Annotated in this window: 27 protein-coding genes and 1 other RNA gene; 8 read left to right on the forward strand and 20 right to left on the reverse strand. The window is 62.1% G+C overall.

What is annotated here, in order from left to right:
- Window positions 1-236 precede the first annotated feature (236 nt).
- Window positions 237-989, forward strand: a complete 753-nt coding sequence (locus TMS3_RS04235) for a helix-turn-helix transcriptional regulator (protein WP_025164008.1) — start codon at window positions 237-239, stop codon at window positions 987-989.
- Between the two features lie 145 nt (window positions 990-1134).
- Here TMS3_RS04235 and TMS3_RS04240 read toward each other — a convergent pair whose 3' ends face one another.
- From TMS3_RS04240 to TMS3_RS04305, 14 genes are all read right to left on the reverse strand, one after another.
- Entirely contained in the window at window positions 1135-1749 is a 615-nt protein-coding gene (locus tag TMS3_RS04240; protein WP_025164009.1) for an acyl-homoserine-lactone synthase, read from the reverse strand.
- A 160-nt stretch (window positions 1750-1909) separates the two neighbouring features.
- Entirely contained in the window at window positions 1910-2599 is a 690-nt protein-coding gene (locus tag TMS3_RS04245) for a hypothetical protein (RefSeq protein ID WP_025164010.1), read from the reverse strand.
- 126 nt (window positions 2600-2725) lie between these two features.
- The gene (locus tag TMS3_RS04250; RefSeq protein WP_025164011.1) at window positions 2726-4138 is read right to left on the reverse strand and encodes a beta/alpha barrel domain-containing protein; all 1413 of its coding nucleotides are present in this window, start codon (window positions 4136-4138) and stop codon (window positions 2726-2728) included.
- 1 nt (window position 4139) lies between these two features.
- A complete protein-coding gene (rarD, locus tag TMS3_RS04255) occupies window positions 4140-5063 on the reverse strand; it encodes an EamA family transporter RarD (RefSeq protein ID WP_025164012.1) in 924 nt (307 codons plus the stop codon).
- Window positions 5064-5090: 27 nt separating this feature from the next.
- Window positions 5091-6083, reverse strand: a complete 993-nt coding sequence (locus TMS3_RS04260) for a zinc-dependent alcohol dehydrogenase family protein (RefSeq protein ID WP_025164013.1) — start codon at window positions 6081-6083, stop codon at window positions 5091-5093.
- The gene (locus TMS3_RS04265) at window positions 6080-6910 is read right to left on the reverse strand and encodes an alpha/beta fold hydrolase (RefSeq protein WP_025164014.1); all 831 of its coding nucleotides are present in this window, start codon (window positions 6908-6910) and stop codon (window positions 6080-6082) included. The genes TMS3_RS04260 and TMS3_RS04265 overlap by 4 nt, the downstream gene beginning before the upstream one ends.
- On the reverse strand, window positions 6900-8168 hold the full coding sequence (locus TMS3_RS04270) for a condensation domain-containing protein (protein WP_025164015.1): 1269 nt from the start codon (window positions 8166-8168) through the stop codon (window positions 6900-6902). The genes TMS3_RS04265 and TMS3_RS04270 overlap by 11 nt, the downstream gene beginning before the upstream one ends.
- A gap of 12 nt (window positions 8169-8180) precedes the next feature.
- Window positions 8181-9791, reverse strand: coding sequence for an FAD-dependent monooxygenase (locus tag TMS3_RS04275; RefSeq protein ID WP_025164016.1), 1611 nt, complete (start codon window positions 9789-9791; stop codon window positions 8181-8183).
- Between the two features lie 72 nt (window positions 9792-9863).
- A complete protein-coding gene (locus TMS3_RS04280; protein ID WP_200929595.1) occupies window positions 9864-10862 on the reverse strand; it encodes an aldo/keto reductase in 999 nt (332 codons plus the stop codon).
- A 249-nt stretch (window positions 10863-11111) separates the two neighbouring features.
- Window positions 11112-11795, reverse strand: coding sequence for an HAD family hydrolase (locus TMS3_RS04285; RefSeq protein ID WP_025164018.1), 684 nt, complete (start codon window positions 11793-11795; stop codon window positions 11112-11114).
- On the reverse strand, window positions 11779-12525 hold the full coding sequence (locus TMS3_RS04290; protein ID WP_083491700.1) for an AfsA-related hotdog domain-containing protein: 747 nt from the start codon (window positions 12523-12525) through the stop codon (window positions 11779-11781). The genes TMS3_RS04285 and TMS3_RS04290 overlap by 17 nt, the downstream gene beginning before the upstream one ends.
- Before the next feature lie 240 nt (window positions 12526-12765).
- A complete protein-coding gene (locus TMS3_RS04295) occupies window positions 12766-13395 on the reverse strand; it encodes a TetR/AcrR family transcriptional regulator (protein ID WP_025164020.1) in 630 nt (209 codons plus the stop codon).
- A gap of 272 nt (window positions 13396-13667) precedes the next feature.
- Window positions 13668-13973, reverse strand: coding sequence for an EthD family reductase (locus TMS3_RS04300; protein ID WP_025164021.1), 306 nt, complete (start codon window positions 13971-13973; stop codon window positions 13668-13670).
- Between the two features lie 120 nt (window positions 13974-14093).
- A complete protein-coding gene (locus tag TMS3_RS04305; protein ID WP_025164022.1) occupies window positions 14094-15071 on the reverse strand; it encodes an NADPH:quinone oxidoreductase family protein in 978 nt (325 codons plus the stop codon).
- A gap of 159 nt (window positions 15072-15230) precedes the next feature.
- Here TMS3_RS04305 and TMS3_RS04310 point away from each other — a divergent pair, with 159 nt between their 5' ends.
- Window positions 15231-15647 (forward strand): flagellar basal body-associated protein FliL, encoded by a 417-nt coding sequence (locus tag TMS3_RS04310; protein ID WP_025164023.1) that lies wholly within the window; start codon window positions 15231-15233, stop codon window positions 15645-15647.
- Between the two features lie 54 nt (window positions 15648-15701).
- Here the strand turns inward: TMS3_RS04310 and TMS3_RS04315 are convergent, their stop codons facing one another.
- The 6 genes from TMS3_RS04315 to TMS3_RS04335 all read right to left on the reverse strand — a co-directional run bounded on the left by TMS3_RS04315 (window position 15702) and on the right by TMS3_RS04335 (window position 19825).
- Window positions 15702-17543: a diguanylate cyclase domain-containing protein gene (locus tag TMS3_RS04315; protein WP_025164024.1), complete on the reverse strand. Its 1842-nt coding sequence runs from the start codon at window positions 17541-17543 to the stop codon at window positions 15702-15704.
- A 65-nt stretch (window positions 17544-17608) separates the two neighbouring features.
- Entirely contained in the window at window positions 17609-18058 is a 450-nt protein-coding gene (locus TMS3_RS04320; RefSeq protein ID WP_025164025.1) for an EVE domain-containing protein, read from the reverse strand.
- A gap of 388 nt (window positions 18059-18446) precedes the next feature.
- Window positions 18447-19043: a 5-formyltetrahydrofolate cyclo-ligase gene (locus tag TMS3_RS04325; protein WP_025164026.1), complete on the reverse strand. Its 597-nt coding sequence runs from the start codon at window positions 19041-19043 to the stop codon at window positions 18447-18449.
- Window positions 19044-19092: 49 nt separating this feature from the next.
- Window positions 19093-19271, reverse strand: a non-coding RNA gene (gene ssrS, locus TMS3_RS24490) — 6S RNA.
- A gap of 33 nt (window positions 19272-19304) precedes the next feature.
- Window positions 19305-19619, reverse strand: a complete 315-nt coding sequence (locus tag TMS3_RS04330; protein WP_025164027.1) for a cell division protein ZapA — start codon at window positions 19617-19619, stop codon at window positions 19305-19307.
- The gene (locus tag TMS3_RS04335; protein ID WP_025164028.1) at window positions 19616-19825 is read right to left on the reverse strand and encodes a TIGR02449 family protein; all 210 of its coding nucleotides are present in this window, start codon (window positions 19823-19825) and stop codon (window positions 19616-19618) included. Before TMS3_RS04335 ends, TMS3_RS04330 begins: the two co-directional genes overlap by 4 nt.
- Window positions 19826-20076: 251 nt before the next feature.
- Between TMS3_RS04335 and TMS3_RS04340 the strand changes: the two genes are divergently transcribed.
- The 6 genes from TMS3_RS04340 to TMS3_RS04365 all read left to right on the forward strand — a co-directional run bounded on the left by TMS3_RS04340 (window position 20077) and on the right by TMS3_RS04365 (window position 26224).
- A complete protein-coding gene (locus TMS3_RS04340) occupies window positions 20077-20631 on the forward strand; it encodes a YecA/YgfB family protein (protein ID WP_025164029.1) in 555 nt (184 codons plus the stop codon).
- 35 nt (window positions 20632-20666) lie between these two features.
- Complete coding sequence (gene pepP / locus TMS3_RS04345) at window positions 20667-22001, forward strand: Xaa-Pro aminopeptidase (RefSeq protein WP_025164030.1); 1335 nt, start codon at window positions 20667-20669, stop codon at window positions 21999-22001.
- A 4-nt stretch (window positions 22002-22005) separates the two neighbouring features.
- Window positions 22006-23190 carry a 2-octaprenyl-6-methoxyphenyl hydroxylase gene (ubiH, locus tag TMS3_RS04350; protein ID WP_025164031.1) on the forward strand — a complete coding sequence of 395 codons (1185 nt, stop codon included), beginning with the start codon at window positions 22006-22008 and terminating at the stop codon, window positions 23188-23190.
- A gap of 10 nt (window positions 23191-23200) precedes the next feature.
- Window positions 23201-23683 carry a DUF4442 domain-containing protein gene (locus TMS3_RS04355; RefSeq protein ID WP_025164032.1) on the forward strand — a complete coding sequence of 161 codons (483 nt, stop codon included), beginning with the start codon at window positions 23201-23203 and terminating at the stop codon, window positions 23681-23683.
- Between the two features lie 12 nt (window positions 23684-23695).
- A complete protein-coding gene (locus TMS3_RS04360) occupies window positions 23696-24928 on the forward strand; it encodes a 2-octaprenyl-3-methyl-6-methoxy-1,4-benzoquinol hydroxylase (protein WP_025164033.1) in 1233 nt (410 codons plus the stop codon).
- 294 nt (window positions 24929-25222) lie between these two features.
- Window positions 25223-26224: an extracellular solute-binding protein gene (locus TMS3_RS04365; RefSeq protein ID WP_025164034.1), complete on the forward strand. Its 1002-nt coding sequence runs from the start codon at window positions 25223-25225 to the stop codon at window positions 26222-26224.
- The last annotated feature ends 47 nt before the right edge of the window (window positions 26225-26271 follow it).

A 26271-nucleotide genomic window follows, 5' to 3' on the forward strand; every position in this document is an offset into this window, starting at 1 on the left:
CAGAGCGTGCCCACCGTCGGCTGCTGTGTGATGGGGAAAAGTGTGCGCGGCATCGTGTTTTTCGCTATATGTGTATCGATCGATAAATAATTATTGAATCGACCAGAAGGCGGCTATAGGATCGTTTTTGCAGTAGGTAAGCTGCTGATCACAACCGTTACATGCACCATGCTGGTGCCCTGCAGTTAATGGACGCTATCTAGTTGTGCGTGGAGTTCGCTGGAGGCATGGATGTTATGGCTAGCACCTTCCACTCTCGTAATGACTTGGTGAAACTGTTGGAGCTGGCACAGCTCTGTATCAAAGCCAGCAGCAACAGGGATGAAGTCGACCAGGTGATTGCCCTGGCGCGCAGTATCATTCCGTTCTCCTCCCTGGTTGTCTGCTTGAACAATATCCACACGCTCGACCTGAGCGAGAGCCGACAGCTGATCAATTACGGCTACAGCGAGGAATGGATCGAGCTGTATTTTCGCCGCTCCTTCCAGTTGCAGGACCCAGTGCTTTTGCAAGCGCAGTGCCAGGATCAGGCTTTTGTCTGGCAGGACAGTTTTGGTCGCAGCCAACAGCCCACGGCAGAGTTTCACAAGCTGTCGCGGGGCTTTCTGGGCAGCAATGGCTTGGCCTGTGCGGCGAATGGCCGGGGAAACAAGGGTTCGACCTTGATTTCCATGGTGCTGCCGGACAGTTTGCCGGCCGAGGAATATGTCGGGGCGCTGGATTACCTGGTGCCGCATCTGCACGAGATCTTCAACCGACCAGGCGAGCTGAATCGTTGCAGCCTGATGGCGCCCGATATATCCCGGCGTGAACTGGAAGTGTTGCAGTGGGCCAAGGAGGGCAAGAGCAATTGGGATATCTCGCATATCCTCAGTATTTCCGAGCGAACGGTGAAGTTTCACTTCGGCAATATCTTTCGCAAGCTCGACGTCATCAATCGCTCCCAGGCCATCGCCAAGGCCATGCACTATGGCGTGCTGACTTTTTAGGCGACGAGGCGAGCGAGACCTAAACATTGCCGCATGCTGCATCTGCGCCGGGTACACATGAGCATTAGTGCGGGGTTCATTTCGAGTCTGTAGCAAACGCTTTGAGGTTGGTGTACGCCGCTCAAGGCCAGGGTGTAATCGCCGGCTAGCCGAGCGCCTGCAACGGTTGATCGCTATAGAAGGGGTCGGCGTAGTTGAGGAAGGCGTGCAGGTCGATGCGTACGGCCAGGGTCTCTACGCCGTCAGGCATCCGTACGATCGGCCCCAGTCGGGTGCAGGGCAAGCCTTTACTCAGCAACAGGCGATAAATCGGCTCGGCGACCACTACCCACCAATAGCGCACCGCGCTCTGCTGCGAGTGCTGCACCAGTCCCTTGATCAGCAGGTCGAACACGCCGAAGCGCCCGAGCATCCGTCGCCCCCGGTATTCGCGTGCGACGGCCAGGCGCGAGACCTCCATGCTGTTGCAGCACACCGCTGCCTGCTGGTGCGGGTCGAGCAGGAAGTCGAAGCATTGCTGCAACATCCAGGGCGCACCTTGTGGGGTGATGCGCAGATAGCCGGCGGCATGCCAGCCATGACTGACGGCCACATGCACGCTGTCGGCGTCGAAGCTGTCGTGTTCCAGCCCTGTGGCACTCTCGCGTACCCAGCGCAGTTCGCGAGCGAAAACGGCCTCGCGCAGACGCTGAAACGCGTGCAGGTTGGGCAACTCCCGACCCAGGGTCAGCAGCGGTGGGATGGGGCGGCTTTCGCGCATAACCCAGGCCTCTCGAAGTGTGGCGATTGGAGGGGGCACTGTAGGAGAGGGGCGGTCTGCCGGCAGCTGTCTGAAAGGGCAGTTGGCGAGGGGGCGTGCCACGGGGGTAGGCGACGACCGGCAGGCCGTCGCCTTCGCTGTGCAGGCGTTAGCAGTCGCGTTACTGCACGTGCCGCGGGTTGATCGGGTAGCTCGGGAACGGCGTGTTGAAGACGATATTTGGGCTGAGTTGAGTCAGCAGTGGGTTGACTTTCAACAGGGTGATTTTCCACTCCCCAGGAGCCGAGGCCATCAGCCCCAGGGTGTTGTTGCTGACGAACAACTGCGGGCCTGGCGTGGGGTCGAAGGGCTGCGGCTCGCTGGATAGCGAGGTGATTTCCTGGTGTACCAGCACGTTGAAGTTCAGGGCAATACTGCCGGTACCTACTCGGCGGCCGCTCTGGTACTGGCTGATATAGGGCGCCGAGAGGGAGAAGATGGCGTTCTGGCGAATGCTGGCCAGACCCTGAGTGGCGATTGCCAGTGCGGCGGCGCGACCACGAGAGCGCTTGCCGCCGATATCGATTTCAATGTTTTCGTCGACGGTTTCGTCGAAGCATTTCTCCACCTCCTCGAGAACGCCGGGTTGCAGCTTATGGTTTGAGGCTTCGGGGATGCACAGGAAAAAACGCCGAACCACCTGATTGGCCTCGAAATAGGCGCTTTGCTTGATCATGCTCGCGCTGATCGGAGCGAGATGACCGAGGCCGTTCGCCGCGTGCTTCTGCTCGGCTGGTTTACTGTCGGCCTGTACCAGGCAAGACGCACTGAGTGCGGAGATCAACAAGGCGGTGCGAAAGGGTTTGCTCACAAATTGTCCTTAATGCGCTGGCGGTTAGGGGGCAGAGAAGAGTGCTGCAAATCGATAGTAGATAGGCGCGCCGTACCGGGCTATTTCAGTGGCTTTCAGCGCGTTGCAGAGGGCTGAAGGCGGTTGTCACAGGCCTTGCTCGGGCGTCAGCAGCGACCAGTCACGGACCTCGAGCTGCAGTTTCGAATCCTTGAAAATCAAAAAGTTGGCTACGTCCAGGCGAATGCTGCCGACTCGGGTAGAGATGGGTTTGAAGCTGTCGAGTCCGACCGACTGCAAGGCGTGACCGATCTGTTTAACCGCCCGGCACAGCTTCACGTTGAATTGCGCCTCGTTGTCGCCAATCATGCGGTGCAGTTCTTCGCGCTCGAGCCAGCCTAGGCTGAGGGGGTCGATCTCACTCGGGTGAAGATCCTTACGCTGGATCTGTGTCTGCTGCTGCTGACAATACTCACGGGCCAGTAACAGCAGCAGGTAATGGTGTACCCGCTCGCCCAGGTCCAGCTCGGTGTCGCCGACTTCGATGCACAGACGCACATGCCAATCGTCACTGCTCACGCGGAAGACAAATCGCAGGTCATCGCCACTCAGGGCTGTGGGGCTCGGTTGGTCGGCAGGCGATGCCAGGGCTCGGCGTGACTCGGCGCTAGTGTCAAGGCTGCGGTAGGCCAAGCCGTCGCGCTGACTGAGGAAATCCCGGTAGCGGTTCAAGCCGGCCTGTTGTGCGGCGGGCAGGGAAAATTGTTCGAGCACGGCCACCAGAGGCGGCGGCTGATCCTGTTCGAGGCAGCCGGCCAGGCTGCAATGGATGTGGCTGGCGCCACTTTTTAAGGCGGCGATAACATTGGCCAGTCCCTGGCCGTGGGCATTTCCGGCGAGAAACTCCAGCTGCGGACCGACTGCGGCCATGCTCGGGGCCTGGCTCTGGAGTGCGGCGAAGATATTGCACACGCCCAGCGCGGTCAGCTGTGAGGCTTCGTCGCTCAGGGTCAGGCGGGCGAACTGCTGCTGCAGGGCGAAGGTCCGGCACAGCTGTAACTGTTCGTGGGAGGCGGTGGCGATTCGGCTCAAGGTCAGCCGCAGGGGCCAGCCGAGACGTCTGCCTAGCTGGCAAACGCTCTCAAGTCGCTGCAACTCGCTGTGCAGGCGGGTAGCAGCGCAGTCAGCCAGATCCACCTGCAAGTTCAGGCCGCAATGGGGGTGGCCGGTAGTCAGGTCGAGCAGTTGCTGCTCCTGCCAATTCGGCGATGTTGGCAGGTTGAACCAGATGCGCACCGGGGCCTGGTGACGCTGCAGCAGGTGCAGCAGTTCCTGGGGAGCACCAGACGGCTCGAGATTCAGCAGGACGTCGGTGACCCTGCTCTGAGCCATGGCATTGAGCCCCTGAGTCACTTCTTCCTGGCTGCTGCAGCTGTGCACCAGGGCATCGAAAGCATGCGCGACGACACCGGAAAAGCTCGGCATCAGGGCCAGTCGGTTCCAGTCGCAGAGGTGAGGTGGGGCGTTGTTGAGTGCGGGGTCTGGGTAATACGCGTGCATATCAGTGTTCCGGATGACTGAGTTTTTTTGCAGGCGATACGGCTGCCTCTGGAGGGGTGGGTTTGAGCAGTTGGTACAGCAGGGCGACCCAGATCAGGCTGAAGCCGGCCAATTTCAGAGCGTTCAGGTTTTCCTGGAAAACCAGCACGGCGAGAAGAAACATCAAGCTGGGGTTGAGGTATTGCAGGTTGCCCACGGTGGTCAGCGGCAGGTGGCGCAGGGACATCACGTAGAACAGCATCGGTAAGGTGGTCACCAGCCCGATGGCCACCAGCAGCTGCAGGTCGCCGCTGGAGAGGGCAGTGCTTTGCTCGCTTTCGATCAGCAGGTAGAGGGTCGCGGGGATGGCCGCCACTGTGGTTTCCAGGGTCAGGCCCGCAAGTGGCGGCATACCCACGGCTTTTTTCAGCGCAGTGTAGAGGGCGAAGGTCAGCGCAATCAGCAGGCCGATCCAGGGCACGTGTTGCAGCCCTCCGGCCAAGGCGATCAAGCCGGCGCCGAGCACGCAGAGACTGACGCACAGCGGCTCGCCAGTGCGCCAGGGTTCGTGAAACAGGCACTTGGCCAGTAACAGGCTGAGCGCCGGGGCGAGGTAGTAGCCCAGGCTTGCGTCCTGTAACCGACCGGCGCCCACGGCCCAGATCACCATGAACCAGTTGCTGGCGATCAGCAGGCTGCTCAGTGGCAGCCAGGCCAGTTGCCGAGGTGTGCGCAACAGGGCGCCCAACTCGGCCAGGGCGGTCCGGCCTCGGTAGAGCAGTAAGATCAACCCGCAGAACAGCAACGACCAGAGAATGCGTTGCGCCAGTACCAGCCACGCCGGCAGGTGCTCGAGTTGCTTGAACAGCAGCGCGGCCGATGCCCACAGCAGGTAGGCGCTGACACTCAGCGCCAAGGCGTGCGAATTGAGGCGGGGACTGGACATGCTCAGCTTCCTTGCTGCAAGGGGGGCTTATGCGCGGCTGATGCTCACCTTGCCCAGTGCCGCGCCAGCTTCGGCGTGGGCGTGGGCCAGGTTGACCTCGCTAAAGCTGAAGCGCTGCGGGTCGAGCAGCGGCGACAGCAGCCCTTCATCGACCAGGCGCGCCACCTCGCGCAGAATGAAACCGTGGTGCTCCATGCCTACGCCACTGGCCATCGGCCAGGACATGTTCACGCAGTGCAGCGACAGCTTGCGTGCCCAGGCCTGAGTGATGTCGAGGTTGCCCATGGCCAGAGTAGTAATCACATGGCCGCCGACCTTGGTGGCCTCCAGGCTGTTCTGCAGCACCTCGCCGCCGACGGTATCGACCACTACATCGAAGCCTTCACCCTGGGTGCAGCTTTGCACATAGGCGGCAACACTCTGCTCGCGGTAGTTGATGGTCACGTCGGCGCCGTACAGGCGCGACAGTTCGGCCTTTTTCTCCGAACTGACCGTGGTGAACACCTGCGCGCCGCGCCATTTGGCCAGTTGCGCGGCGACATGGCCGACCCCGCCCGTGCCGGCATGCACCAGCACGCGCTGGCCCGGACGAATTTCCACACGGTCGATCAGGCCTTCCCAGGCGGTGATGGCCACCAGCGGCAAGGTGGCCGCTTCGGTCGCGCTGATCCGGCTCGGTTGGCGTGCGACCAACGCGGCGTCGGCGACCATGTACTCGGCCAGGGCGCCTTGCCGGCCACGCACGCCACCGGCGCAGCCATACACCCGATCACCCACCTTGAGGTCGCTGACACCTGGGCCGACTTCCACCAGGGTGCCGGCGAAGTCGCTGTGCAGAATGGCCGGAAAATCATGGGTGAAACCCGGCAGATCGCCGCGACGCAGCTTGAAGTCCAGGGGGTTGACCGCAGTCGCCTCGACTTTTACCAGTACTTGCTGGGCGCCGACTTGTGGGGTGGGGAGCTCCATTTCCTCGAAGACATCCGCAGGGCCAAAACGCTTGATGACGATGGCTTTCATGACATTTTCCTTAATGTGTGCGCGACGAAGCTGTCGAGCAGGTCGTTGAAGCGCTGCGGTTGCTCGAGGTGCGGGTTGTGCCCGCAATCCTCGAACAGGCCGACGCTCAGGTTGCAGCCGACGAAGCTGTCGGCGGCCGCGCAATACTGCCAATCGATGAAGCCATCGGCCTGACCTTGCAGCAGTAAGGTTGGCACCGCGCTGTCACGCAGCAGCTGGCACTCGTCGGCGAAGCCCCCGGCGCCCAGGCAGGCGCCCAGTTGGCTGCGTACTTGCGGGTCGGTGGCGTGGATACCGGCTTCGACCAGCGCCAACAGGGGCTCCGAGAGGCGCGCTGAGTTGACGAAGGCGGCGGCCAGGCGACCGACCTGCTGCAGGTCCAGTTCGGCCTGGAACACCAGGCCGTCGCTCGGGTCCGGGCTGAAGGTCTGCCCGGCCGTGTTGGCGTTGAACGGCGGCGCGGCCACCAGCACCAAGCCCAGCAGGCCATGCAGGCGCGGCAGGGCTTCCAGGGCGGCATGCCCGCCGAGGCTGTGGCCGACGACGAAGTACTGATCCAGGCTGAGCAGCTCGACGGCCTCGACCAGCGACTGGGCGAAGCCGGCGAAGCTGTAAGCCTGTTCGGGATTGCGTGCGGGTTCCGAGCCGCCGTGGCCGAGAAAGTCCAGGGCAATGATCCGGTAGCGCTCGCCCAGCTCATCGAACTGAGCGCTGAAGGCTGCGGCGGCCGAGGAGTTACCGTGACAGAACAGCAGCAACGGACCGCTGCCCTGATTGTCCAGGTAGCGCAGCCGGCCGGCGGCGAGGGGCAGGTAATTAATGTGCATGGCAGAGCTCTTCCTGGCGGGCGCCGAACGTCAGCAAGCGGTGCTGCTGGTGCTCGATCAGCGCGACGATGCGCGCGCTGTCGATCAGCGGAGTGACGTAGGTGAAACTGAGATTGAGTCGTTCAGCGAAGGTGGTGGCATGCACCGCGACGGCAAAGTTGCCGGCGCTGCGACAGGCCACGTTGAGGTAGTCGTGCAGCACGAAGGCCGGTGTCTCCGGCAGTGCGATGCGGCCGTGGTTGGTCAGGGCGACGCCCTGCACGAAGCCTTCGGCCTGGATTAACTGAGCGCAGCGCTGGCGCACTTGCGCCAGGCTGGCGCCGGGATTGGCCCGATCGGCGTGCTGCAAGGCCTGCTGCAATTGCTGTTGGTAATCCTGGGCCAAGGCCAGCAGGGAACGTCCGCTCACCTGCAGGTCGCAGCCGACCACGCCGATGTAGCAGCCGAGCTGATCGTTGGCGATGGGCTGGGCCGCGCGTTGGCGCAATGAAATCGCACTGTTCAGGCGGATCTGCTGGCCCAGGCCAATCGCCTCGCAGGCCTGCAGCAGGGCGCCGCCGAGCAGCGCGTTGAGGCTCAGGTCTGCAGCGCGGGCATCGCGCTGCAGGCGTTGCAGCTGGGGTGTGGCCAGGCTGAGAACCTGCACACGGGTGCGCCGTTGTTCCAGTGGAACCCGCTGCTGGTAAGCCGGCGCCGGCAGGTGGCTGGGCAGCGGGGCTGGGCCGTGTGCGCCGAGGAAGTGCTCCAGGGCCGGCGCCAGCGTGCTGAGGTCCGGTGGTGTTGCTGATTCGTGCAACAGTGCCTGGCAAAACTGCAGCAGCTCGCCGAGTAGCAGAGTCAGGCTGAGCGCATCGACGATGGCGTGATGGCAGGTCAGGATCAGGTGGTGCTGGTGCTGCCCGGACTCGCTGAGCAGGGCCAGTTTCCACAGGCCGCGGCTGGGGTCGAGTGGGTGGTTGAGCTCCTGTTCCAGTTGCGCGAGGGTATCGCCGATGTCGGGCAGCGTCAGGCTGCGAATCGGCAGGTCATCCAGGTGTGCGTTGCGGGCGTAGTACAGGCCTTTGCCGTCTTCCTGGATGCTGGCTTGCAGCAATGGGTGGCGCTGCCACAGTAACGCCGCGGCAGCGCGCAGCAGCGCTGCATCCAGCGGGCCGTCGAGACTCAGCAAGCTACTGGTCTGGGTGGTGCCGGCCTGCTCGTGCAGGCCGGCCATGGCGGTTTCGATCTGGCCCAGGGGGCGCAGGCGGGAAAGGTTCATCGGCAACTCCGCTCAACCAGCCAGACGTTCGAGGGATGGCGGCGCAGCGAAGTCATGCAAGCGCTGCAGCTGGTCCCACAGTGTGGCGCTGTGCTGCAGTTGGCCGCTCTGGGCGACGTACAGGTCAGGCCGTACCAATACGAAGTCGCCCTCGGCCAATGCGTAGGCGTGGCGCAGGTGTTGTCGCTCGTCACGCAGGCAGAGTTCGCTGGGTAGGGCCAGGCGATCATGGCTGGCGTCGGTGAGCAGGCGCACGCGGATGCGGTCCTGGCAGACCTGTTGCACTTGAGCGATCAGTGCCAGGCAGGCGTGTAGGCCGGCGGCATCACGCGGCGGTACCAGAAACAGGCTGTGACGACCGCCGCCGAGCAGTGCCAGGCTGTCGCCACCGACGCCGTTGTCGGCGACATAGGGCAGTTGGCGGCCTGGCTGCAATACTTGGCCTGGTAGAGGCGGGGCGTCTGCCGGACCATAGGCCAGATTCAGGCCGGAAGACTCCCAGGGGAACAGGCGCAGGAAGTCGCGGTTGTGCATGCGCGGCAGGAAAGCCTGCTCGTCGCTGCTCTGGTGGCGATCCAGGCGCGCGATCAGTGAGGTGGAGCGGTCGGTCTTGCCGAGCAGTTTTGCCGTGTTGAGATGACGCTCGGCGTTGTAGCTGTCTAGCAGCGCGTCACTGCCGCAACCATTGAGGCAGTAGCCGAGCTTCCAGCCGAGGTTGAAGGCGTCGGCGATTCCGGAGTTCATGCCGAAGCCGCCGATCGGGCTGAACAGGTGCGCGGCGTCGCCGGCGATAAACACCCGGCCCTGCTGGAAGGTCGGCGCGCTGCGGTTATAGAACGGCGCGCTGGACAGCCAGATGGGATCTTCGACCTCCAGGCCTTCGATCTGGTAACGGGCGATGTACTCGCGAACTTCTTCCAGGCTGGGCTTATATCCAGGCGGGCACTCGGCTTCGGCCTTGATCACGATGCGGTGGTAGCCGCTCTTCAGCGGCAGCAGGATCAGGAAGCCATCGTCGCGGACGAAGTAGTGACCTTCCTCCTGGCGACCCGGCCAGCGGATACGCAGGTCGGCGAGGAGGAAGTGCATGCGGTAGTCGTAGCCTTCGAAGCTCAGACCCAGCGACTCGCGCACCTTGCTCAGGCCGCCATCGCAGCCGGCGACGTAGGCGAATTCTGCTGTTTCTTGCTGGGCGCCATTGCGTAGGGCCGCGCGTACTCGATCGCTGTGTTGCTCCAGGTCGAGCAGCTCGCAGTCGCGTTCGATCTGGTAGCCCAGGCTGTTGAGCCGTGCTTCCAGCACCCGCTCGGTTTCAGGTTGCGGCAGCATCAGGAAGAACGGGTATTTGTGTTGCATGCGGCTGAAGCGCGAGCGCGTCAGCGCGCGGTTGTTATACAGCAGGTTGATGACTTCGGTCTGGTGGCCCAGTTCGACCAGGGACTCGGCCAGGCCGAAGTCATTGAGCAACTGCAGCGAGGCCGGGTTGATGCTCAGCGCCTTGGAGGGCGAGGGTTCTGGCCGGCGTTTCTCGATGATGCGAAAAGGTACGCCATAGCGGTGCAGTTGCAGCGCCAGGGTCATGCCGGTGGGACCGCCGCCGACGATCAATACGTCCTGTTTCATCGCGCAGATTTCCATGCAGGGGGCGTGGCACCGATCAGCCGGGCTGCGAACAGCCCGGCTGGTGCCGCCTGGTCAGAGATTGGTGCCTTGGAGGATGGCGTCGGGGTAGCGTTTGCCGGCGATGGCCGATGGGTCGAAGATCTTGCCGAGCATGGCCGAGGCCGCCGCGTCGAGCTGAACGTTCTGCGCCGAGAAGTTGCCTTCCAGGTACGCAATGCGCTTGGTGCCCGGGATCACGTGCAGGTTGGCGTACTGGTCCAGTAGCCAGGCCAAGGCCAGTTGCGCAGTGGAACAGCCCAACTCGGCGCTCATTTTTTCCAGGGTCTTGACCAATTCCAGGTTGTGGTCGAAGTTTTCGCCCTGAAAGCGCGGCAGCTTGGTGCGAAAGTCGGCCGCGGCGTCGGATTGCTGGATCTGATTCTTGTCCAGCTTGCCGGTGAGGAAGCCGCGGCCCAGCGGGCTGTAGGCGACCAGGGCGATGCCGAGCTGCTCGCAGAGCGGCAGCATGGTTTGCTCGAGATCGCGCGACCACAGCGAGTACTCGCTCTGCAGCGCGGCGATGGGGTGCACTGCGTGGGCCTTGCGCAGGGTCTCGGGGGACATTTCCGACAGGCCGATGGCGCCGATCTTGCCTTCCTTGACCAGTTCGGCGAGGGCGCCGACGGTCTCCTCGATAGGGGTGTTGGGGTCGCGACGATGTACGTAATACAGGTCGATCTGCTCGACGTTGAGACGCTTCAGCGAGGCCTCGCAGGCCTTCTTCACGTAGTCGCGCGAACCCTCGATCAGCAGCTTGTACTTGTCGCTCGGGTCGCGGTAGATGCCGAACTTGCTCGCTATCAGCACGTCCTGGCGCTTGGCGCCGATGCGCTTGATGAACTTGCCGAGCAGCTCTTCGTTGTGCCCGCTGCCATACATGTCGGACGTGTCGAAGTGGCGGTAGCCCAGGTCCAGAGCGGCCTCCAGGGTGGCCAGGGACTGTGTGTCGTCGGTTTCGCCGTAAAACTCGCTCATGCCCATGCAGCCGAGGCCGACCGCGGGAACCATTTTGCCTGCCAACATCCTTTTCATGATTTTGCTCTCTCAACGTGGGGCCAGTGCTGTGGCCATTGACGGGTGCGCCATAGGGCGCGCTTACCAAGACTGAATTAAGGCTATAGCGCCGCGCGGCGACGCATCACTGTTCCCTCGTACAGGTAGGCAGGAGTCAAAGACGCAGGGCGTTATCCTCCGACCGGGCACTTGGGCTCAGTAATCCGGGTAGAGCGGCAGAGGGAAGTTGCCACGGCGTCCGAGGACGCCGTGGCGATGCGCGGCTGCTCAGGCAGCTTCGATGATCGGCCAGCGCCGTTGCTGACAGATGCTGCGCAGGGTGTCGTCTGGGTTGACGGTGGTGGGGTTACCCACGCTTTCCAACATGGGAATGTCAGAAATATCGTCGCCATAGGCGTAGCAGTCGGCCGTGTCGATGGGGTGCTCAAGTGCGTAGGCGAGAATGCCTGCGGCTTTACCCTGGCCTATGGTGGGCAAGCCGGTGAGCTCACCGGTGTAGCAGCCCTGTTGCACCGCGAGTGGAGCGGCGATTAGGTCGTCGATGCCCAGCTCATCGGCCAGAGGCTGAAGGATCGCGCGAAACGAGCCGGACACCAGCACTATGCGCACCCCTTGTTGCTGATGGCGGCGGATCTCCTCCAGCATGCGTGGGTAAAACAAGTCCTTGCGGCTGCGCACCAGGCGATACCACTGCTGCCCGAGACGCGCTACCAGCTCGACATCCAGGCCTGCGTAGAGGCTGTAATAGAAACGGTTGATCGCTTCGCGCGGCGCGTCTTCGGCGATCATTTGTTGCAGCTGGGCCCGATACGCCTTGACCCGCTCGGACTCGCCGATGCGTAGCTCGTCGATCAGAAACTCGAGAAAGCTGAACATGCTCTTGATGCTGATCAGGGTGCCATCGACATCGAAAAAGGCGCAGCTGCGTGCGACTTCAGGCCCGCTTTTCATGCTGCGCCTCCGCATAGAGCTCGTGTTGCAGTGCCGTTACGGCCATGCCCTCTTCCTTGGTGCTGATAAAACTGTCGTGGTAAGTGGAGAAGCGGGTTTTCACCACGCAGCAGATCTTCTCGTTCTGGATCACCGACATGCGCACCTGGAAGCGATGAGTGTTGCGTTTGCCCGGTTCATGCTCCTCCACTTCATAGAGGATGCTGATCGGCAAGGGAAAGACAAACTGCAGGTATTCGCTGTCCATCTGGTTGATGACGAAGTAACTGCTGGCGGGGTCGTCCTTGAGGTAGAACTCTTCGGTAACCGCGAGAAACGCCTGGCGGGTAGCTTCCAGCAAGACCATGCCCTGGATGTGTTGACCGGTCATATGGTCACTGAGGTCTGCGCATTCATCGTCGAGCCATACGTCCAGAAGAAAACTGCTGGGGCCGACGCGGCGCGGCATGCTGATCATGCTGTTGCGTGGGTCGTGTTTATGGGCGTGACTACGGCCCGCTTTTTCCGGGCGATTGAATGCCAGCAGTGGACGTTTTCTCTCGCTTTCAGCCAACTTGATCAGGTTTTCCAGGCGACTGGGCGATACCCCCTGGCCCAGCAGTAAGCGCACATTGTGATCGACCTGATTCTGCGCGAGCAGCGTTTCGGCGGCACTGATGGTCAGCACCTGCTGGTTTCCGGCGAACTGTTCGAAGCGGTCCCCAACGATAACCATTCTGTTAACCGACATAGCTCAATCCCTCGAGGGCATCGCCCAAGCAATATTCTGTTTAACCGTCAGTGGTATGGCAGTCAGTGCGACGCAGGCGCTTTGCCGGTCTCGTTTGTGGTCTTGAGACGGGCTGGAAGCGCGTGCGGTTAGGCGCGGCAGTACGCTTTAACTAACGATCACTAAATTAATTGCTCGAGGTGGGGCTGTACATTGCAGGGTATTTCAGGACCTAACGCCTGCCGGGCGGCAGGCGAGGTTTCAGGCCGCAGAGGTGGGCCAGAGGCTGAGGGCTTGTTCGGCAATCTCGGTGAGGGCGGTTTGATTCGCACCATCGCGGGCCTGCACGGCCATGCCTTGGATGACCGCTGAATAGAAACGGGCCATGGCCGCCGGTTGGCTGCTAGCAGGCAATTCGCCGAGCGCCTGGGCCTGATCGAAGCGCAGGGCGAGCACCTCGCGGGTACGGGTGCGCAGGTCGGCGAGTTCCTGGGCGAGTGGCTGATGCGCACTGGCGCTGGCCACCAGACCGGTGGCGATCATGCAGCCGGGAGGGTGGCTGCCGCTGGCGAACTCGCGTGCTGCGTCCAGCAGTACGCGACGCGCAAAGCCTTGGCCGCTCGGTTCTTCTTCGAGGGCACGGGCAACGAAATTGCCCGGTCCCTGCAGATATAAGCGCAGGGCCTCGAGAAACAATTGCTCTTTGGAGCCGAATGCGGCGTATAGGCTGGGTGGGGCGATACCCAATGCGTCGACCAGTTCGGCAATCGAGGTGCCTTCGTAGCCATGGCTCCAGAACAAAGTCAGGGCTTTGTGCAGGGCCTGCTCCCGGTCGAACTGTCGCGGGCGTCCACGCTTGGGCGGTGGGGGGGTATTTTTCATGGAGTTCATTGCAATTTCTTGACGGGTGCCACAATGGTAGTCAATTTATTTAGCTATAGATAAATAAATCTAGACCTGACCTGGCCAGTAATGCGCTTTCAGCTGCGCGGAGCGCTGTGGCTGAAGATTTGGCTGCCGGTTTTCCTGGGAGCACGCTTGATAACCGCGACTCAGAGCTCAGGCGCAACAGGGCGGGATATCAGGCCAGTAGAGTCTGCAGTGGAACGGCCGAGCGGCAATTTAGGCCGCTCGGCTTGAGAGGGACATACTCGGCGGGCTGACTAGAGAATCTCGTCGATCTGGATGATCGGTTGCAGATTGGTGTAGCGCGGGATGTCGTTGGCGACCCAGTCGGCATTGGCGGCCATGACGCTCTGGAACTGTTCGGCCGAGAGAATGTGGGTGTTGAGCAGGCAGTGGAAGGGTGCTGGCGTACCGTCCACCGCCTGTAACCCACGGCGCAGTTCCACGCGCTGAACATTGTCGCCGAGCAGTTTGAGGATGTGCGGAATGTGCTGGTTACGGTAGTAGTCGAAATCGAAGTGGCCATCTTCGGCGCGGGGGTAGATCACGGTCACGCAGTACATGGGCGTCTCCTGTCGATGAATTAAAGAGACAGTATCGACCCGCCCCTGAGGGCTCACCAGTGGCCGAAGGGACAGCTTGCCCGGCGTGTCGAGCCGCCCGTGGACGGCTCGACGGTCCGCTTAGCGGACTTGCACCACTACCTTGCCGACCGCTTTGCGTTGACCGAGGGCGTTGATCGCCTCGGCGGCCTGCGCCAGTGGGAACGTTTGGGATACCAAGGGCTTGAGCTGGCCTGCGGCATGCCAGGCGAATAACTGCTGAAAGTTTGCCAGGTTGTCCTGAGGCTGGCGCTGGGCGAATGAGCCCCAGAATACGCCGACCACGGCTGCGCCCTTGAGCAAGGCCAGATTCACCGGCAGTTCGGGGATGCGCCCGCTGGCGAAGCCTACCACCAGCAGCCGACCGTTCCAGGCAATAGCGCGGATGGCCTGATCGAACAGGTCGCCACCGACCGGATCGTAGATCACATCCGCGCCTTGGCCGCCGGTGAGACGTTTCACCTCGTCCTTGAGGCTCTGTTCGCTGTAGTTGATCAGCTCATCGGCACCTGCGGCCTTGGCCACTTCCAGTTTTTCGGCGCTGCTGGCCGCGGCGATCACCTTGGCGCCCATGGCCTTGCCAATTTCCACGGCAGCCAGGCCGACCCCACCTGATGCGCCCAGGACCAGCAGGGTCTCGCCTGGCTGCAAGTTGGCGCGTTGTTTGAGGGCGTGCATCGAGGTGCCGTAGGTCATGCCGAACGCGGCGGCACTGGTGAAGTCCATGCTTGCGGGGATCGGCATGACGTTGTACCCCGGCACGGCCACTTGTTCGGCGAAGCTGCCCCAGCCGGTCAGGGCCATCACCCGTTCACCGACCTTGACATGGCTGACCTTCTCCCCGACCGCTGCCACCACGCCGGCCGCCTCGCCACCCGGAGAGAAGGGAAAAGGTGGTTTGAACTGGTATTTGCCCTCGATGATCAGGGTGTCCGGAAAGTTGACTCCGGCAGCGTGCACGTCGAGAAGGATCTCGTTCTTCTTCGCTTCGGGGCTGGCGGTCTCTTCCAGTACCAGGGTTTCGGCAGGGCCGAAGGCTTTGCACAACACGGCTTTCATCGGCGGATGTCCTCTCGCGGGTATGACCCCGCAGTGTAGGTGGGCGGCGTGGGTGGTCAACGAGCATGGTCGGCCCTGATAGGGCCGTATAAGCATCGGGCTTGGGTGCGGGCGTGCCAATGGCTATGCTAGCGCTCTCTCTTGTGAGGAACTGCTTACGTGAAAACTTGGATCGCTCTGCTGCTGGCTTTATCTATGCCCCTTGCCGCCCTGGCCGAGGAGGATGAACCGAAGGAGGGCGAGCAGGCCGCTACTCAGGTCGCGTACTTCAGTCTGGTGCCGGCGTTGGTCGGCAACTTCGGCGCTGGGCCCAAACTGAAATTCTACAAGGCCGATATCGCTTTGCGCGTCAGTGGTAGCGAGGCCGAGAGCAAGGTCAGGTACCACGAGCCGTTGATCCGTAATCAGTTGGTGATGCTCTTCGCCCAGCAGACGGAGGAGGCGTTGAACGCGCCGAATGCCAAGGAAACCTTGCGGCAGGAGGCGCTCAAACAAGTGCAGGCCGTGCTCGCTCAGGAAGAGGGCATGCCGTTGGTGGATGATCTGTTGTTCAACAACCTGATCCTGCAGCGCTAGGAGCCTGTCGGACTTGGCCGTCCGCAGTAGGGCAGCGTCAAGTCCGACAGGCTCCTAGGCTGGGCGCCATACGCAGGTGCGATTGCGCCCCTCATGCTTGGCTTGGTAGAGCGCCTTGTCGCTATGGGCAATCAAGCTGTCCGGCTGCTCTTGCGCATTGGGGGTGACGCAAGCCAGTCCAATGCTCAGACTCAGGTAGCCGAGCGGACTGGCACCGTGAGCGATGTGCAGCTCGGCTAATTGCTGGTGCACCTGTGCGGAAACGTGGGCGCCCCCATCCAGATCAGTATTGCTCAGGATGATCGCAAATTCTTCGCCGCCGTAACGGCAGGCGACGTCGCCTTCGCGTTGCAAGCAATCTTGCAGGACCTGAGCGAGACGACGCAGCGCATCGTCACCGGCCAGATGGCCGAACTGGTCGTTATAGGCCTTGAAGTGGTCGATATCCAGCATCAACAAGGTCAGTGGTGCTCCCAGGCGGCGTAACCGGCGCCACTCGCTGTCGAGCTGGCTGTCGAAATAGCGCCGGTTGTACAGGCCCGTCAGGCCGTCCTGCTGGGATAGCTGTTGCAGTTGGGCTTCCAGTTGCAGGCGTTCGATGTTGTCGCGGCTAACCCCGATCAAATATTCATGGCCGTTGCGGATCACCAGTTGTGCGCTGATTTCCGCCGCTTGCTTGCTGCCATCACGGCGGCGCATCTGTCGTTGGAAAATCGTCGAAAGGTCGTCTTGATGGGCTTGGCGTACGCCTTCGAGCCAGCCGTTGAAGCCCGGCAGAAGCTGTTCAGGATCGCGCTTGAACAGCTCCTGGAAGGCTTCGGCGCTGTAACCCAGGCTGCTATAGGTGGCCTGGTTCATGTGCAGGATGTCCCGTGAGTGCGGGTCGATGATGAACAGGCCGTCCTGGCTGGAGTCGGTCAGATCGAGCACCAGTTGCAAGCGTTCGCGGCTGTCACGCAGTACCTGTTCGACCTGTTCGCGCTGTCCGACTTCTTCGTTCAGCTGCAGGTTGCTGGTTTGCAGGGCGCTGGCGCGGCGAGCGTTTTCCAGCGCCAGGGCAAGGGCGGCGACCAGCAGCAGGCTGATGGTCAAACTGGCGCCGAGCACGAACTCCGGGAGCGGCGTAGTCAGCTTCTGCACCAGGCGTTCGCTCGGCTGGAGGCGCAAGGCAAAATTATGGTTGTTCAACAGCTGCAGCGGCACTTGCTGTTGCAGGCTCTTGAGGGCGTCGGTCTGTTCGCGGCTGTAGATCGGTCTGCCAGATTCCAGCAAATAGGCGCTGAACTCGCTGCTGTCCAGGTTGGCGAGCAGTTCATCCATCAACGGCTCGACGCGAAATACCCCTTGGAGGAAACCGTCGAACACCTGTTCATTGAGCGCGTCGCGAACATACAGCGGGGTGTAGAGGATAAAACCACGGCCGCCCTGAATCAGGGCGAAGCTATCGGTAAAGCGTGCTTCACCGCTGGCCTTGGCTTGTATGGCCAGGTTGAAGTTGGGATGCGCCGGGGTCAGGTGGACGCGTTGTGCGGCTTCGTTGCCGTGCAGCGGCTCGATCCAGCGCATGCGCAGGTCGGCGCCGAGCCATTGGATGGCTTGGTAGCTCTTGAAGTGAGTGAGGGAGAACTGGCTATCGAGTGTCCATTCGTCCCTGGGAATGCGGCCGCGCTGGTTCCACAGTTGGGCGATCCGGCGTAGCCCCTCAACCTGATCATTCAGGCTGGCCTCGAGCTCGCGTGCCAGGCTGTTGGCCTGATAGCTCACGCGTTCAGCAATGCGCTCCTGTTGTGCAGTCAGCAGCTGTTGCCACAGTAATAAACTGGCAATACACAGCGCCAGCAAAAATGCCATGAGTGTCAGGCGAGCTGGCCAGAGGGGCTGGGAGCGCTGTTGCATAGGCGGGTTCCTGAGGGAGTTGCCTACCTCATAGCACAGTGCCGGTTCTTAGGGCCAGAGCCGGTTCAGCGCATGGCGAGGACCGCGGCCCACTCCTCGGCGCTGACCGGCATCACCGACAGGCGGCTGCCTTTGTGCACCAGCGGCAATTCCAGCAAGGCGCTCTGCGCCTTCAGCTCGGCCAACGGGATCAGCTGCTTGAAGGTTTCGACAAACTCTACGTCTACCGCGCTCCATGGGTTCTTCGTGGCGCTGGCCTTGGTGTCGAAGTATGGGCTGGCGGGGTCGAGTGCAGCTGGGTCGGGGTAGGCCGTGCGGGCGACGCGGGCAATCCCGGCAATTCCCGGTTGGGGGCAGCTGGAGTGATAAAAGAACAGCAGATCGCCAGCTTGCATGTTGCGCATGAAATTGCGCGCCTGGTAGTTACGCACACCGTCCCAGCAGGTCTGGCCGAGACGCTGTAGGTCGTGGATGGACAGTTCATCGGGTTCTGATTTCATTAGCCAATAAGGCATGAACTTTGCTCCATTAAGCGTGTCCTTGATGCGGGCTGCTAGCCTACTCATGTAGCCGACAACCGTCTGGCGCCAAAAATTGCAGGGTCATATCGGTTGGCGGACAATGCCAACCCTTGTGCTAGGCAGTGGCGTACGACCTATAAAAATAACCGACGCCGGTCCACCGTGCGCAGTGTGCCTCGAAGGGGGAGGCATCCAATGAAACGCAAGCCAGATCTATTGTGGGTATTAGTCATTCTATTCAGCCTGGGCATGGTTACTACGGGTTACACCCAAAGCCAGTGGAGTCAGGAGTATCAGGCACCAGTGAGCGTGTCTCAGCAGCGTTGAAGGGTTCGGCTGCATTCGCTTAGCGCCACAGGGATCGCAGTGGCGCTGGTCTGCCTCAGTACCACGACTTATTCGTCACGGTCGCCTTGAGCGGCACATCCCAGCTGGCCAATGCCAGTCGATCGACCTGCTGACACTCATGGGCCAAGCCCACCAGGGTCGGTTTGTGCCAATTTTTGCGCATGTCGCGATAACCCAGGCTGCGATCGTAGAAACCACCACCCATTCCCAGGCGTCCGCCGTGTCGGTCGAAGCCGACCAGAGGTAATAGGATCAGGTCCAGGGTCCAGATTTTGCGTTGCCGCGCCGGATTGCGTTTGGGTTCGGGAATACGGAAGCGATTCGGCCTCATGGCCTCGTGCCGGTGTACCCGTTGGAACACCATCTTGCTGTGCGGCCAAGTATTGAGGACCGGCAGGTAAGTGGCTTTGCCGCGGCGCTGGGCTGCGTGTAACAAGGGGCGTGGATCGATCTCGCCGTCGCTGGGCAGGTACAGGGCGATATGTTTGGCGCGGCGAAACAACGGGTGCTGGACCAGTTGGCGATACAGCTCTTGCGCAGCCTTGCGCTGTTCCTGGGGAGCGAGTTCACGGCGCCTCTGGCGCAGCAGGCGGCGGAGTTGCGGGCGGGTCAGTTCGCTGGAGTCGAACATGTTCAGGCGCCAGCCCTACTGCCAGCGGCGGGCAGTAGGTCAGTAATAATGACTCCCCGACGTGCCGCTGTCGGTTTAGCCCTTGAACCCGAAAGTTCAAGGTGGAGGTTGCAGGAGGCGTTAAGGCTTTCCGTCAGGCGGACATGCACACCGGCCCCAACATGCAACCCCCGGGTTTGTGCGTATCGGCTCAGGGACATCACCAACTGGCGCACACTCCAGGGAGCGGGGGCCAGTATACCCGAAACTGCCGCGCTGCAATCAGGCACCTTGGTCATCGCCTTCGTTGGCCAGTGCATGGTCGACTCGTTCGAGCAGGCTGCGCACCTGGTCGCGGGTCGACGTCGCCTGCTGATCCGAGTGTTGCTGTTTGTGTAGCAGGTCGTGGGTGATGTTCAGGGCCGCCATCACCGCTACGCGGTCGGCGCCGATGACTTTGCCGCCGCTGCGGATCTCACGCATTTTGCCATCCAGGTAACGTGCGGCGCTTTCCAGTTTGGCGCGCTCGTCCGACGGACAGGCGATGCAATATTCTTTGTCCAGAATATGGACGGTGACGGTATTGGTCTGGGTCATGAGTCCTGCTCCAGGGCTTTAAGGCGCGAAATCATCGATTCGACCTTGTGCCGGGCCATTTCGTTCTTTTCGATCAGATGGGCGCGCTCAACGCGCCAGGCCTTTTCATTCGCCAGGAGGAGTCGGTTGTTGGCCTTAAGCTGCTCAACGCGCTGGATCAGCAAGTCCAGCTTGGTTGTAAGGGCGTGCAGATCGGCGTCTTCCATGGGGTCTCGCTAAGGCAAGGGTTAACCGGACTATATAGGCGTGTCCCCGCTCGGGGTCAAACCCTCGGCGTTGGTTTGCGACCTTTGGGGCAATGCGGCAGTGTGCAAGTGGCTTGAGTGGTTGATTGGCGCGTGGTAAGCATCGCTGGTAAACACGCTCTCGGCTACCTTGGATGGTTTTGGCGCGCCTGCCGGTGCTAGGATACGAGGCCTCCATTCTAGTGATTGCGCCGTCTGGCGCCTAGTGATCTATGCCGACTTCCAGTTCCCCCTATAGCGCTTTTGCCGCCCTGCTCACCAGCAGCGGCTTTCCTGTTTCCCCCGCAGAGTTGCACGGTTTGCTGCTCGGCCGCAGTTGCGCCGGCGCCGGCTTTGAAATCGACGCCTGGCTGGTGGATGCTGCCGAACTGCTCGGCGCTGCGCCACAAGACAATGTGCGTCAGGCGCTGATCGGTTTGCAGGAGATGGTCAAGGGCGAGTTGTCCGGCGACGAGGTCACCGTGGTCCTGTTGTTGCCAACCGATGATGCGCCGCTGAGCGAGCGTGCCGTGGCCCTTGGCCAGTGGTGCCAGGGCTTTCTCGGCGGCTTCGGTCTCACCGCTCGCGACAGTGCTCTGAGCGCCGAGGCGATGGAAGTGCTCCAGGACCTGTCGGCGATCGCCCAGGTGCAGAATGCCCTGGAGGAGTCGGAAGACGGCGAGAACGATTATATGGAAGTGATGGAATACCTGCGTGTGGCGCCGCTGCTGTTGTTCAGCGAGTGTGCCAAGCCGCTAGCAGCGACCGCGAAGCCGTCGCTGCACTGATTTTTCATGCATCAAGTAGTGGACTCAATCTGCCCATGATCAGCATCCCCAAGTCGGAATACGCCCGTCGGCGCAAGGCGCTGATGGCGCAGATGGAACCCAACAGCATCGCCATCCTGCCGGCTGCGCCGGTTTACATCCGCAACCGCGATGTCGAGCATGTGTATCGCCAGGACAGTGACTTTCAATACCTCTCCGGCTTCCCCGAGCCGGAGGCGGTGATCGCGCTGATTCCCGGTCGCGAGCATGGCGAGTACGTGCTGTTCTGCCGTGAACGCGATCCCGAGCGCGAGCTGTGGGACGGCTTGCGCGCCGGGCAGGACGGTGCGATCGGCCAGTACGGCGCCGACGATGCCTTCCCGATTGGCGATATCGACGACATCCTGCCCGGCCTCATCGAAGGCCGCGAGCGGGTGTACTACGCCATGGGCACCAATCAGGAGTTCGACCGCCACCTGATGGACTGGATCAACGTGATCCGCTCTAAGGCGCGGCAGGGCGCGCAGCCGCCGAACGAGTTCGTCGCCCTCGACCATCTGTTGCATGACCTGCGCCTGTATAAGAGTGCCAACGAGGTGAAGGTGATGCGCGAGGCTGCGCAAATCTCCGCGCGTGCGCATGTCCGCGCCATGCAGACCAGCCGCGCCGGCCTGCATGAGTATCATCTGGAAGCCGAACTGGATTACGAATTCCGCAAGGGCGGGGCGAAGATGCCGGCCTACGGCTCGATTGTCGCGGCCGGCAAGAATGCCTGCATCCTGCATTACCGTGAGAACGACGCCGTGCTCAAGGACGGCGATCTGGTGCTGATTGACGCCGGTTGTGAGATCGACTGCTACGCCAGCGACATCACCCGCACCTTTCCGGTCAGCGGCAGGTTTTCACCGGAGCAGAAGGCTATTTACGAGCTGGTGCTGGCCTCTCAGGAGGCAGCGTTCAAGGAAATTGCCCCCGGCAAACACTGGAGCGAGGCCCACGAGGCCACGGTGCGGGTGATCACCGCCGGGTTGGTCGAGCTTGGGCTGCTGCAGGGCGAGGTTGATGAGCTGATCGCCAGTGAAGCCTATAAGCCTTTCTACATGCACCGTGCCGGCCACTGGCTGGGTATGGATGTGCACGATGTGGGCGAGTACAAGGTCGGCGGCGAATGGCGCGTGCTGGAAGTCGGCATGGCCATGACCGTCGAGCCGGGCATCTACATCGCAGTGAATAATCAGGACGTGGCGAAGAAATGGCGCGGCATCGGTGTACGCATCGAGGATGACGTGATCGTGACCAAGTCCGGCTGTGAAATTCTTAGCGGTGGCGTGCCGAAGACCGTCGCCGAGATCGAGGCGCTGATGCTCGACGCGCGTGCCGAGGTCGCCTGATCCTATGCACCGAGTCAATCTCGCGATCATCGGTGGTGGCCTGGTTGGCGCCAGCCTGGCACTGGCCCTGCAAGGCGCCGCCAGGGCGCGTGGCTGGCAGATCTGCCTGATCGAGCCCTTCGCGCCAGGGGACGGTTATCAACCGAGTTACGATGCGCGTTCGACCGCGCTGTCCTACGGTTCGCAGCAGATCTATCAGCGGCTCGGCCTGTGGTCACAGATCGCCCAGCGCGCCGAGCCTATTACGCAGATCCATGTGTCCGACCGCGGTCGGTTTGCCGCGGCGCGCTTAAGCGCTCAGGACGAAGGGGTGCCGGCGCTCGGCTATGTGGTGGAGAACGCCTGGTTGGGCCAGTGCCTGTGGCAGGCGCTGGATCGGCAGGTGGTCAGCTGGCGCAGCCCGGCCCAGGTGACGGCGATGCAGGCCTTGGCGGACGGTTATCGGCTGAGCCTGGATGATGAATCCACTCTGGATTGCGACCTGGCGATTCTCGCCGATGGCGGCCGCTCGGGTTTGCGCGAGCAACTGGGCATCGGCGTGCAGCACCGCGAGTATGGGCAGAGCGCGCTGATCGCCAATGTCAGTGCGCAGGAAGCCCATCGCGGCCAGGCCTTCGAGCGCTTTACCGAAGACGGGCCAATGGCCCTGTTGCCGTTGCCGGATAGTCGCTGCGCCTTGGTCTGGACCCGCAGCAGCGCCGATGCCGAGCGTCTGCGGGCACTGGATGAGGGGCGCTTTCTCGACGAGTTGCAGCAGGCCTTCGGATACCGGCTCGGCGCCTTGCACCAGGTGGGCGCACGGCATCTCTATCCGCTGGCCTTGATCGAGGCGCAGGAACAGGTGCGGCCCCATCTGGTGGTGCTCGGCAACGCCGCGCACAGCCTGCATCCGATTGCCGGTCAGGGCTACAACCTGTCCTTGCGCGACACCCTGGCGCTGGCCGCGACACTGCTCGACAGTCGCGCCGCACTTGGTGACTTCACCACCTTGCAGGCGTATCTGCAGCGCCAACGGGCCGATCAGCAGCTCACCGTGGGCTTCTCCGATCAGGTGACGAGGCTGTTCAGTACGTCCGCACCCTTGCTCGCCGCAGGGCGTAGTCTGGGGCTGCTGGGCCTGGATGTGCTGCCACCGGCCAAGCGCTGGTTCGCTCGCCAGGCCATGGGCCTGGGCACCCGCCCTACATGAGCGCGGCTGCATGAGTGCTCGCCGCTTGGCTCGTCGTGCCCGCTTGCTGCGCTTCGGTCTGAACCTCTACCCGCCGTACCTCGGCGCTGGGGTGAGCGTGCAGCACATCAGTGCCGATTGCCGTCAGGCACGGGTAAAAATGGTGCTGCGCTGGTACAACCGTAACTTTGTCGGCACCCAGTTCGGTGGTTCGCTGTACAGCATGGTTGACCCTTTTTACATGCTTTTGCTGATGCCACTGCTCGGCGATGAGTATCTGGTCTGGGATAAGGCCGCGAGCATCGAGTTTGTCAGCCCCGGCAAGGGGCCTGTGTTCGCCGACTTTCGCATCGACGACGCCCTGCTAGCGGATATCCGCACGCATACCGCCAACGGTGAAAAGTATTTGCCGCAGCTCAGTGTCGAGGTGCGCGACGCGCAGGGCCAGTTGGTGGCCAAGGTACACAAGACCCTCTACGTTCGCCTCAAGCCGCGTGCGCGGCAGGCCACATAAGGAAATTCAAGCATGCGTGCGGATCTGATCATCGTCGGTGCCGGTATGGTCGGCAGTGCCTTGGCCCTGGCCCTGCAGGAGGCTGGACTGGATATCCTGCTGGTCGATGGTGGCTCGCTCAGCGTCAAACCATTCGATAACGGTGCACCCTTCGAACCGCGTGTCAGTGCGCTTTCAATGGCCAGTCAGCGGGTGCTGGAGCGTCTGGGCGTATGGCCCGGCATCGTCGCGCGGCGCTGCAGTGCCTATGCCGAGATGCAGGTATGGGACGGCTCCGGCACCGGACAGATTCATTTCAGTGCGGCCAGCGTACATGCCGAGACACTCGGCCATATCGTCGAAAACCGCGTGGTGCAGGATGCCCTGCTCGAACGCTTGCACGACAGCAATATTGGCCTGTTGGCTAACGCCCGACTGGAACAGTTGCGTCGCTCCGGCGATGACTGGTTGCTGACCTTGAACGATGGCCGGCAATTGCGTACTCCCGTGTTGATTGCCGCAGACGGTGCCAATTCCGCCGTCCGCCACCTCGCCGGCTGCGCCACCCGTGAGTGGGCGTATCTGCACCATGCCATCGTCACCAGCGTGCGCTGTACCCAACCGCATCAGGCCACCGCCTGGCAGCGCTTTACCGACGATGGCCCGCTGGCGTTTCTACCGCTGAGCGAGGCTGGCCAGGGCGCGCAGGTCGACGAACACTGGTGCTCGATCGTCTGGTCGGCCACGCCCAGCGAGGCCGAGCGCTTGATGGCGCTGGATGACACAGGTTTCTGCAGCGAGCTGGGCAAGGCCTTCGAGCATCGCCTGGGCGAGGTGCTGCAGGCGGATCGACGCCTGTGCATACCGCTGCGGCAACGGCATGCCAAACGTTATGTCGAAGAGGGTCTGACACTGATCGGCGATGCCGCGCACAGCATTCATCCCTTGGCCGGGCAGGGCGTCAACCTGGGTTTTCTCGATGCCGCGGTGCTCGCCGAGGTACTGTTGCACGCCCTGGCGCGGGGCGAACGTCTGGCCGATACACGGGTGCTGAGCCGATATGAGCGCCGCCGTATGCCGCACAACCTGGCCATGATGGCGGCTATGGAAGGCTTCGAACGCTTGTTTCAAGCCGACCCGCTGCCGCTGCGCTGGTTGCGCAACGCCGGCCTCAATCTGGTCGATGACCTGCCGGAGGCCAAGGCACTGTTTGTCCGCCAGGCGCTCGGCCTGTCCGGCGACTTACCGGAACTGGCGCGCGTCTAGCGACATTGCCATTGCTCGCTATCGCCCGCGATAAATGGTCGCAGCGCCTTGTCTCCGAGCCTCAGTCGTCCGAATCAAACCGCTAGCCGTACAAGCCATCAGAGCAGTGGCCATCACTCGTCGAGTGAAGGGGTTCGCAGCGTCTCGGCACGGGTTGCCAAGTACCCAAAAATCCCTGCGGTCTCGGTTTAAGTCCGGGTAGGCGACGCTTGATTAGCTAAGTCGGGTTGAGAAACTAAATGTTATTCACTACTATTTGGACTTTCGACTCATCTTCACTAAGAGGCAGTATCCATGCAGGCAAGTAAGCGTTTGTTCGCCGCTCTGACCCTCACCGCGCTGGCTGGCGCCGTGCAGGCCGCCGATGAGGTGGTGGTTTACTCCTCGCGTATCGATGAGCTGATCAAGCCGGTCTTCGATGCCTACACCGCCAAGACCGGCGTGCCGGTCAAGTTCATCACCGACAAGGAAGCACCGCTGTTGGCGCGTTTGAAAGCCGAGGGCGAGAACACTCCGGCCGACATGCTGATCACCGTGGATGCCGGCAACCTGTGGCAGGCCGAGCAGGAAGGTGTACTCAAGCCGCTGCAGTCTGCCGTCATCGCCCAGAATATCCCGGCTCAATACCGCTCCAGCACCGGCAGCTGGACCGGCCTGTCGCTGCGCGCGCGGACCATCGTCTACTCCACCGAGCGGGTCAATCCGAGCGAGCTGAGCACCTACGAAGCCCTGGCCGACAAGAATTGGGAAGGCCGTCTGTGCCTGCGCACCAGCAAGAAGGTCTACAACCAGTCATTGACCGCCACTCTGATCGAGACCCATGGTGCGGCCAAGACCGAGGAAATCGTCAAGGGTTGGGTCAACAACCTGGCCACCGATGTGTTCGCCGACGACACCGCGCTGATCCAGGCCATCGATGCCGGCCAGTGCGATGCCGGTATCGTCAACACCTACTACTTCGGCCGCCTGCACAAGCAGCAGCCGGACCTCAAGGCCAAGCTGTTCTGGCCGAACCAGGCTGATCGTGGTGTGCACGTCAACCTGTCCGGTGCCGGTGTGACCAAGTACGCGCCGCATGCCGAGCAGGCGCAGCAGTTGCTGGAGTGGATGACCACCGAGGAAGCCCAGGGCCTGTTCGCCGGCTTGAATCAGGAGTTCCCGGCCAACCCGCAGATCGCCCCGTCCGCCGAGGTTGCCGCCTGGGGTGTGTTCAAGGCCGACAGCATTCCGCTGGAAGTGGCCGGTAAGCGCCAGGCCGAAGCCACTATGTTGATGGATCGCGCCGGCTGGAATTGATCGACGCTCGATTCGTCTGTTGATTGGCGCCAGCCAGTCTGCCTGCG

It is taken from the genome of Pseudomonas taeanensis MS-3 (genome assembly GCF_000498575.2).
Classification (GTDB): Bacteria; Pseudomonadota; Gammaproteobacteria; order Pseudomonadales; family Pseudomonadaceae; genus Aquipseudomonas; species Aquipseudomonas taeanensis.

Bases quoted from the DNA above. Each gene is read 5' to 3' on its own strand.
- TMS3_RS04235 (WP_025164008.1), top strand. From the start codon at position 237: ATGGCTAGCACCTTCCACTCTCGTAATGACTTGGTGAAACTGTTGGAG.
- TMS3_RS04240 (WP_025164009.1), bottom strand. From the start codon at position 1,749: ATGCGCGAAAGCCGCCCCATCCCACCGCTGCTGACCCTGGGTCGGGAG.
- TMS3_RS04250 (WP_025164011.1), bottom strand. From the start codon at position 4,138: ATGCACGCGTATTACCCAGACCCCGCACTCAACAACGCCCCACCTCAC.
- rarD (WP_025164012.1), bottom strand. From the start codon at position 5,063: ATGTCCAGTCCCCGCCTCAATTCGCACGCCTTGGCGCTGAGTGTCAGC.
- TMS3_RS04260 (WP_025164013.1), bottom strand. From the start codon at position 6,083: ATGAAAGCCATCGTCATCAAGCGTTTTGGCCCTGCGGATGTCTTCGAG.
- TMS3_RS04265 (WP_025164014.1), bottom strand. From the start codon at position 6,910: ATGCACATTAATTACCTGCCCCTCGCCGCCGGCCGGCTGCGCTACCTG.
- TMS3_RS04270 (WP_025164015.1), bottom strand. From the start codon at position 8,168: ATGAACCTTTCCCGCCTGCGCCCCCTGGGCCAGATCGAAACCGCCATG.
- TMS3_RS04275 (WP_025164016.1), bottom strand. From the start codon at position 9,791: ATGAAACAGGACGTATTGATCGTCGGCGGCGGTCCCACCGGCATGACC.
- TMS3_RS04280 (WP_200929595.1), bottom strand. From the start codon at position 10,862: ATGAAAAGGATGTTGGCAGGCAAAATGGTTCCCGCGGTCGGCCTCGGC.
- TMS3_RS04285 (WP_025164018.1), bottom strand. From the start codon at position 11,795: ATGAAAAGCGGGCCTGAAGTCGCACGCAGCTGCGCCTTTTTCGATGTC.
- TMS3_RS04290 (WP_083491700.1), bottom strand. From the start codon at position 12,525: ATGTCGGTTAACAGAATGGTTATCGTTGGGGACCGCTTCGAACAGTTC.
- TMS3_RS04295 (WP_025164020.1), bottom strand. From the start codon at position 13,395: ATGAACTCCATGAAAAATACCCCCCCACCGCCCAAGCGTGGACGCCCG.
- TMS3_RS04300 (WP_025164021.1), bottom strand. From the start codon at position 13,973: ATGTACTGCGTGACCGTGATCTACCCCCGCGCCGAAGATGGCCACTTC.
- TMS3_RS04305 (WP_025164022.1), bottom strand. From the start codon at position 15,071: ATGAAAGCCGTGTTGTGCAAAGCCTTCGGCCCTGCCGAAACCCTGGTA.
- TMS3_RS04315 (WP_025164024.1), bottom strand. From the start codon at position 17,543: ATGCAACAGCGCTCCCAGCCCCTCTGGCCAGCTCGCCTGACACTCATG.
- TMS3_RS04320 (WP_025164025.1), bottom strand. From the start codon at position 18,058: ATGCCTTATTGGCTAATGAAATCAGAACCCGATGAACTGTCCATCCAC.
- TMS3_RS04325 (WP_025164026.1), bottom strand. From the start codon at position 19,043: ATGTTCGACTCCAGCGAACTGACCCGCCCGCAACTCCGCCGCCTGCTG.
- TMS3_RS04330 (WP_025164027.1), bottom strand. From the start codon at position 19,619: ATGACCCAGACCAATACCGTCACCGTCCATATTCTGGACAAAGAATAT.
- TMS3_RS04335 (WP_025164028.1), bottom strand. From the start codon at position 19,825: ATGGAAGACGCCGATCTGCACGCCCTTACAACCAAGCTGGACTTGCTG.
- TMS3_RS04340 (WP_025164029.1), top strand. From the start codon at position 20,077: ATGCCGACTTCCAGTTCCCCCTATAGCGCTTTTGCCGCCCTGCTCACC.
- pepP (WP_025164030.1), top strand. From the start codon at position 20,667: ATGATCAGCATCCCCAAGTCGGAATACGCCCGTCGGCGCAAGGCGCTG.
- ubiH (WP_025164031.1), top strand. From the start codon at position 22,006: ATGCACCGAGTCAATCTCGCGATCATCGGTGGTGGCCTGGTTGGCGCC.
- TMS3_RS04355 (WP_025164032.1), top strand. From the start codon at position 23,201: ATGAGTGCTCGCCGCTTGGCTCGTCGTGCCCGCTTGCTGCGCTTCGGT.
- TMS3_RS04360 (WP_025164033.1), top strand. From the start codon at position 23,696: ATGCGTGCGGATCTGATCATCGTCGGTGCCGGTATGGTCGGCAGTGCC.
- TMS3_RS04365 (WP_025164034.1), top strand. From the start codon at position 25,223: ATGCAGGCAAGTAAGCGTTTGTTCGCCGCTCTGACCCTCACCGCGCTG.